Origin of the sequence: Actinoalloteichus spitiensis RMV-1378 (assembly GCF_000239155.1) — a bacterium.
Taxonomy (GTDB): Bacteria; Actinomycetota; Actinomycetes; order Mycobacteriales; family Pseudonocardiaceae; genus Actinoalloteichus_B; species Actinoalloteichus_B spitiensis.
Map to the genome: position 1 here is coordinate 1 of NZ_AGVX02000188.1, position 5,890 is coordinate 5,890.

Below are 5,890 nucleotides of genomic sequence, written 5' to 3' on the forward strand. Positions count from 1 at the left end.
CGCCCCGGCTGCGGCTTGACAACCACATAGGGACACCCCCCGCGATCCCAGCCCGTCATGTCCGGAGGTGACGTCCCCGGGCGGGCCGATCCGCCCGGCCCACCTCGCGTTCGGGTGAGGACAGGGGGAACGACCTGGCTACCGGGACGAATCCTGGGGGCTGCTCCGCAGCGGGCGCCGGCACGCGCGCGGCTGTCACGCCGGCCCGGTGGCTGGGGTGTCCGGCGAGCACGACAGCCGGGCAGGGTGGTCGAGGTGGTGGCCGTCCCCGTCGCACCGCGAGACCCGGCCGGCCACGTCGCCGGCCCCCGGGGCGGCCTCGGGGTGGTTGGCCGGGGTCAACAGGCCTGGCCGCTCGGATCCCCGGGGCCGGTGGAGACCGGGACCAGCGCGGCGGCGAGCCCGGCGCGGCCGTCCACGGCCAACTTGCGGTACACCCGGGTGAGGTGCTTCTCCACGGCGCGCACGCTCACCGTGAGGGTGTCGGCGATCTCCTTGTTCGTCCTGCCCTCGGCGGCCAGCGCCGCGACCCGCAGTTCGGCCCTGGTGAGCACCAGGTTCACCCCCGACGCCCGCGAGCAGGCGGCCAGGTCGGACCGGAAACGGTCGGTGAGCCAGTCGATCCCGTGGTCGGCGGTCAGGTCGTGGCCCTCCCGCAGCACCGGTTCCGCCGCCGGGTCACCCGCCCGCAGCAGCGCCCTGCCCAGTTCCGCCAGGGTCCGTCCGAGTTCGAGGTGGTTCCCCGATCCGGCGAGCACGCGCCGGGACTCCCTGAGCAGCTCGATGCCCTTCCTGCCGTCGGTGACGGTGCCGAGCAACCGCAGTGCCGCGCCCAGCGTGGCGGGGGCGCCCCACCGGGCGGCCAGGTCGTACTCCTCGGCGGCCACGGCCCTGGCCGCCACCGGATCGCCCATCCGCAGGTGCAGCGAGGTGGCCCAGTGCCGCCACGGGCTGAACGCCGGGTTGCGCCGCCCGGCGCGGTCCAGCAGCTGGCCGCACTCCTGGACGTGTTGCAGGGCTCCCGGCAGGTCGCCGGCGTGGGAGCGGAGGAACCCGCGCAGCGGCAGCAGCGCGTCGTGGTGGTAGGCCGCGCCCTCCGAGCCGGTCGCGTGCCGCTCCAGCCGGTCGAGCAGCCAGCGCGCCATGCGCGCGTCGCGGGGTAGCAACGCGGTGGGCACCAGCGCCGTCAGGCACAGCGGTAGCCCGTCCGGCCACTCCGACTCGGCGAGCGCGACCGCGTCCATGCCCGAGGACCGGGCGCCGGCGACGTCCCCCGCTCCCAGCCGCACGCTGACGAGGCTGACCGTCACCAGGACGCGGGCCACCACGGAGTTCTGCCGTCGTGCCTGGTCGAGGGCGATGTCGAGCCACGGGCCGACGTCCTCGGCCGCCTCGGCGGCCACCAGGGTGGGCGGCAGCAGCACCAGTCCGGTGTGGACGTGCGCGGCGGCGGCGGGTTCGCCGGCGAGCACGGACCGGCCGATCCTGCCCACGGCGTCGGCGGTCAGCAGGAGTCCGACGGTGGCCTGGTGCAGCAGCACGGACACCAGTTCCCGTTCCGCCGGGCCTCGGCCGCCGGAGGCGAGGTCGAGGTCGAGGAGCCGGCCGAGCACGGAGTCCTCGGTGTCCGGTGCCAGGCCCGCGCGCCGGACTCGGCACTCCACCCGGAGGGCCAGTTCCAGGTCGTGGCCGGACAGTGGTCCCGCCGCCCGCAGGTCGGCCTCGGCGCGGCAGACGAGTTCGCGGACGGCGGGCGTCACCTCGTCGAGGAGTTCCGGGGCGAGCCGGGCCGCCGCCGTCGCACGCTCCCTGGGGTGGGGCAGCAGGGGAACGGCCTGGGTGAGGTGTCGTCGGGCGGCGGCCCGGTCGAACTCGCGTTCGGCGAGGGCGAGGTCCACCAGCAACCGGCCGCGCACCACTCCGTCGTCCACGTCGAGCAGCAGCCGTCGCAGGTAGTCGGCGGCGGTTCTGGGCGCTCCCCGTCGGAGGGCGGTGTCGGCCGCCTCCCGGAGGACCCTGGTGGCCCAGGCCTGGTGGGGGGTGGTGACGGCGAGGAGGTGTTCGGCGACGCGTTCGGGTGGGCGGCCCCGCTGGTGCAGCAGGAGGGCGGCGGCCTGTCGGAGGCGTTCCCGTTCGGCGACGCCCATCGCGCGGTCGACGGCGGCGCTGGCGCACGGGTGGCGGAAGGAGCACGTCCCGTGGACGTGGACCAGGCCCAGTTGGCCCAGGACGCGCAACGCGCGGTCGCAGCTGAGCTGGTCGAGTCCGACCAGGTCGGCGACGAGGTCGGGGGTCGCGTCCTCACCGAGGACCAGCACCGCTCGGCCCACGTCGCGCACGGGAGCGACGACGGCGTCCAGCCAGGTGGTGAGGCGGTCGCCGAGCAGGCCGGACCACGCGCTGTCCTCGGCGGTGAGCTGGTCGGCGGTGGGGGGCGCGCCCGAGGACGCGACCGCGTCGAGGATCCCGGTGAGGAACATCGGGTTCCCGCCGGAGTCGGCGTGGACGCGGCTGACGAACTCCTCCTCGACGGACGGGCCGAAGCGGTCCCGGGCCAGGGTGCGGGTGGCGTCGAGGCCCAAGGGCCGTGGCCGCAGGGTGCGGGTGGCGGCGGCGAGGACGTCCTGGACGTCGGGGCGTTCCGACCAGCCGCCGGCGTCCCAGGCGGCGGCGACGACGGCCACCGGGACGCCGGCCAGTCGGCGGGACAGGTATCCCAGCCAGCGCAGGGATTCGGTGTCGACCCACTGGAGGTCGTCGACGACGACCAGCAGTGGCCGTTCGGCGGCCAGGTTCGCCACGAACGCCCGCAGGGCCGGCCACAGCGTCGCCGGGGGGCCGGGCTCGGGTGGGCCGGCGTCGACGTCGACGTCGAGGAGGAGGGCGGCCGGGGCGGCGGCCCCGGCGAACCAGCGGGACCGGCACTCCGGGTCGGCCGACCAGAGGGCGGGTTCGAACAGCTGGCGGGTGACGCCGTGGGCGAACTCCCGTTCCAGCAGTGCTCCGCTGGCCAGCACCACCCGGGTGTCGGCCACCGTCTGGTCGGCGAGCGAGCGCAGCAGGGCGGTGCGGCCGATGCCGAGTGGGCCGACGACGGCGGTCAGCGAGCCGTGCCCGTCATGGGCGGCGCGGACGGCGGCACGGATCGCCGCGATCTCACCGTCCCGCTCGCACAGCCGCATCGCCTCTCGCCTCCCGGTGGACGATACGTCGCGCCCGTCCGTGGTCACCGCGCGTCCTCCCGTCCCGGTTCCCCCGGACGGCGGCCGGGGGAACCCGACGGTGCGGCGAGGTCCCGGTGCCGCGGGGAGGGCGCCGTCGACCACGCCCGCGCGGCGAGCTCCTCGGTGTGCCGCAGTGGTGCCGGCGCTCCCCACGCGGCCGCGAGCTCCCGTTCCTCGTCGAAGAGCCGGGTGGCCTCCGTGACATCGCCGGTGGCGAGGCAGGCGGTGGCGGTGTAGCCGCGCCACGGCAGCAGCGCGGGGTTGGGTTCCTGGCGGGCCAACAACCGCCATCCGCACTGGCGGAGGTCGGTAAGCGCCTTCCCCGGCTCGCCGAGGGCGAGGCTGAGCCGGCCTCGGGTGTAGAGCACCCTGGCTCCGATCTCCCCGCCGATCGTGACGTCGGGGGGACAGGTGCGGAGCGCCCGCGCCGCGTCGGCCACGTCCCCCACGTCGAGGTGGTGGAGGGCCCGCACCGAGGCCACCTGGGCGGCGAGGCTCCTCGACCGTCGCACGGCGGGCAGGGCGTCGCTGATCAGGGCCAGCGTCCGGTCGACCTCGGCGGGCAGGGCGGCGCGCAGCGCGGTTCCGGCTCGGACGGTCAGCACCCGGGCGACCACCCAGGGCGGGGCCTGGCGGCGGGCCTCGGCCAGGACGGTGTCGAGGGCGTCGAGGGCCTCCTCGTCCCGGCCCGCGAGGGACAGCGCGCGGGCGGCGGCCAACCGGGGGGCGGTGAGGGCGGCGGTGGGGGGTGCGCTGGTGGCCAGGGCCCGCCGGGCGAGGTCCACGGTCCTGGGCAGGTCCACTCCGGTCACGGCGAGGGAGTGGGCGGTCGCCGCGCATTGGGCGGGGTCGCGGGGGTCCGCCGGCAGTGCTGGCGGGGCGAGCTCGACGAGTCCGCCGGGTTCACCGCGCTGCGTGGCGTGCGCCAGCTGGCACAGCGCCGTGAACGGCGCGTGGATCTCCTCGGGGGCGCCGGCCGCCCGGTGGGCGTCGGCCAGCGCGGACAGTTGCCAGTAGGCGGTGCGTCCGCGTCCCCCGGCCAGCAGCAGGTCGGCCGCGCGCAGGGTGGCGTCCGCCAGGGCGCGGCCACCGCTGGCGTCGGTGAGGACCTCGGCCAGGTACCGCTCTCCCCCGTCCGCCGTGGCGCTGACCGCCGCCCGTTCGATCAGGGTGTGCATTCGGGTCGTCGGGGCCAGGGGTTCCCGCAGCGCCCGGTCGAGGTAGCGGGCGGCGTCCTCGGGGTGTCCGGCCGCGCGGGCCTGGTGGGCGGCTCGTCGCAACACCCCGACCGCCCAGTGCCCGCCGCCGGGTGGGGCCCGCATCAGCAGTTCGGCGACGTCGACGTCGTCGACGGCGGAGCGGTGGGCGAGGTCGGCCGCCCGCGCGTACAGGTCGTCCCGGGCGCCGGTGGTCATCTCGGCGAGCACACGGTCGCGGACGATCGGTCCGAGCACGTCGGGCCGGTCGCCGGGGCCGCCTCGGCCCCGGACGAGGCCCATCCCGGTGAGCCGGTCGAGGACGACCCGGTCGGAGGCGTCGCGGAGCCCGGCGAGCGCGGCCACGAGCCGGAACGGCAGGCGGCCCTCGGTGGCGGCGAGCGCGCGGAGCAGTCCGACCGGTTCGGCGTCCAGGGTCGCGGCGAGCCGGGTGACGCGGTCGCCGTGGGCGGCGGCGACGACGCGCCACACGTCGGTGGGCCGGAGTTCCCCCGGGGGGACGCCGACGGTGGCGAGGTGCCGGCGGAGGACGTCGAGCAGCCAGGGGCTGCCGCCCGTGGCGTCGGCCGCCGCCCGCGCGAGGTCCTCGGGCACGGGCGCCCCGGCTCGTCCGAGGGCGGTCCGGACGCTGTCGGCGGTGAGCGGGCCCACCGCGAGCAGGTGCGGTGCGGTGACCCGGTCCCGGCCGTGCGGCGCGCCGTCGGTGCGGGGGGACAGCGGCACGGCTCCGGTGTCCCCGGCGAGCAGCAGGGCAAGGGGGACGTCACGCAGCCGTCTGCGGAGCGCGCCCAGCCAGCCCACCGACCACCGGTCGGCCCAGTGGGCGTCGTCGACGACGACCAGCAGGGGTTGTTGCCGGGCGACGGAGAGGAAGTCCCGGCACAGCAGCGGGACGAGTTCGGCGTCGCGGTCGGGGTCGGTCCACACCGGTGAGGTCCACAGGGAGCTGCCGGGTGGGGTGAGCGCGCCGAGCAGCTGGGAGGTGATGCCGTGCCGCAGCCCGGTCTCGGCGGGGGTCCCCCTGGCGAGCACGACCCTGGCGCCGCGGCGCTCGGCCGCGGCGCAGGCGTGCAGCAGCAGGGCGGAGCGTCCGCTGCCGGGTGGTCCCTCGACCACTCCGACGGACGGGGTGGCGGCGAGGAGTTGGGAGACGATCCCGCGGAGGGTGGCCAGCTGGGAGGCGCGGTCGAGCAGGTGGGTGCCGGCGGCCTGGTCCTGCCAGTGGCGCTGCCCGGAGAGCACGGTCGTGGCGGGGCGCGTGGGCTGGGCGGTGGGGTGGTCGGTGCTCATCGGGGTTGGCTGGTCGGGTCGGGGTGGGGGAACACCGCGTGCAGCGCGGTCCGGCCGGGCAGGCCGAGCTTGCGGTAGGTGTTGGTGAGGTGCACCTCGACGGTCCGGACGGTGACGAACAGGGCGTCTTCACCGCGCTCATCCGCGCCGAGTGCGACC

The 5,890-nt window shown here is 76.9% G+C and carries 3 protein-coding genes; all 3 read right to left on the reverse strand.

Features of this window, described 5'->3' with window-relative positions:
* Positions 1–338: 338 nt before the first annotated feature.
* From ACTIDRAF_RS28050 to ACTIDRAF_RS35555, 3 genes are read right to left on the reverse strand one after another with little or no spacing between them, the layout of a single operon-like run.
* Positions 339–3,230 carry an AAA family ATPase gene (locus ACTIDRAF_RS28050; RefSeq protein WP_169533969.1) on the reverse strand — a complete coding sequence of 964 codons (2,892 nt, stop codon included), beginning with the start codon at positions 3,228–3,230 and terminating at the stop codon, positions 339–341.
* Positions 3,227–5,731 (reverse strand): AAA family ATPase, encoded by a 2,505-nt coding sequence (locus ACTIDRAF_RS0209740; RefSeq protein ID WP_016698549.1) that lies wholly within the window; start codon positions 5,729–5,731, stop codon positions 3,227–3,229. The genes ACTIDRAF_RS28050 and ACTIDRAF_RS0209740 overlap by 4 nt, the downstream gene beginning before the upstream one ends.
* Complete coding sequence (locus ACTIDRAF_RS35555; protein ID WP_425359121.1) at positions 5,728–5,853, reverse strand: LuxR C-terminal-related transcriptional regulator; 126 nt, start codon at positions 5,851–5,853, stop codon at positions 5,728–5,730. The genes ACTIDRAF_RS0209740 and ACTIDRAF_RS35555 overlap by 4 nt, the downstream gene beginning before the upstream one ends.
* Positions 5,854–5,890: the final 37 nt, after the last annotated feature.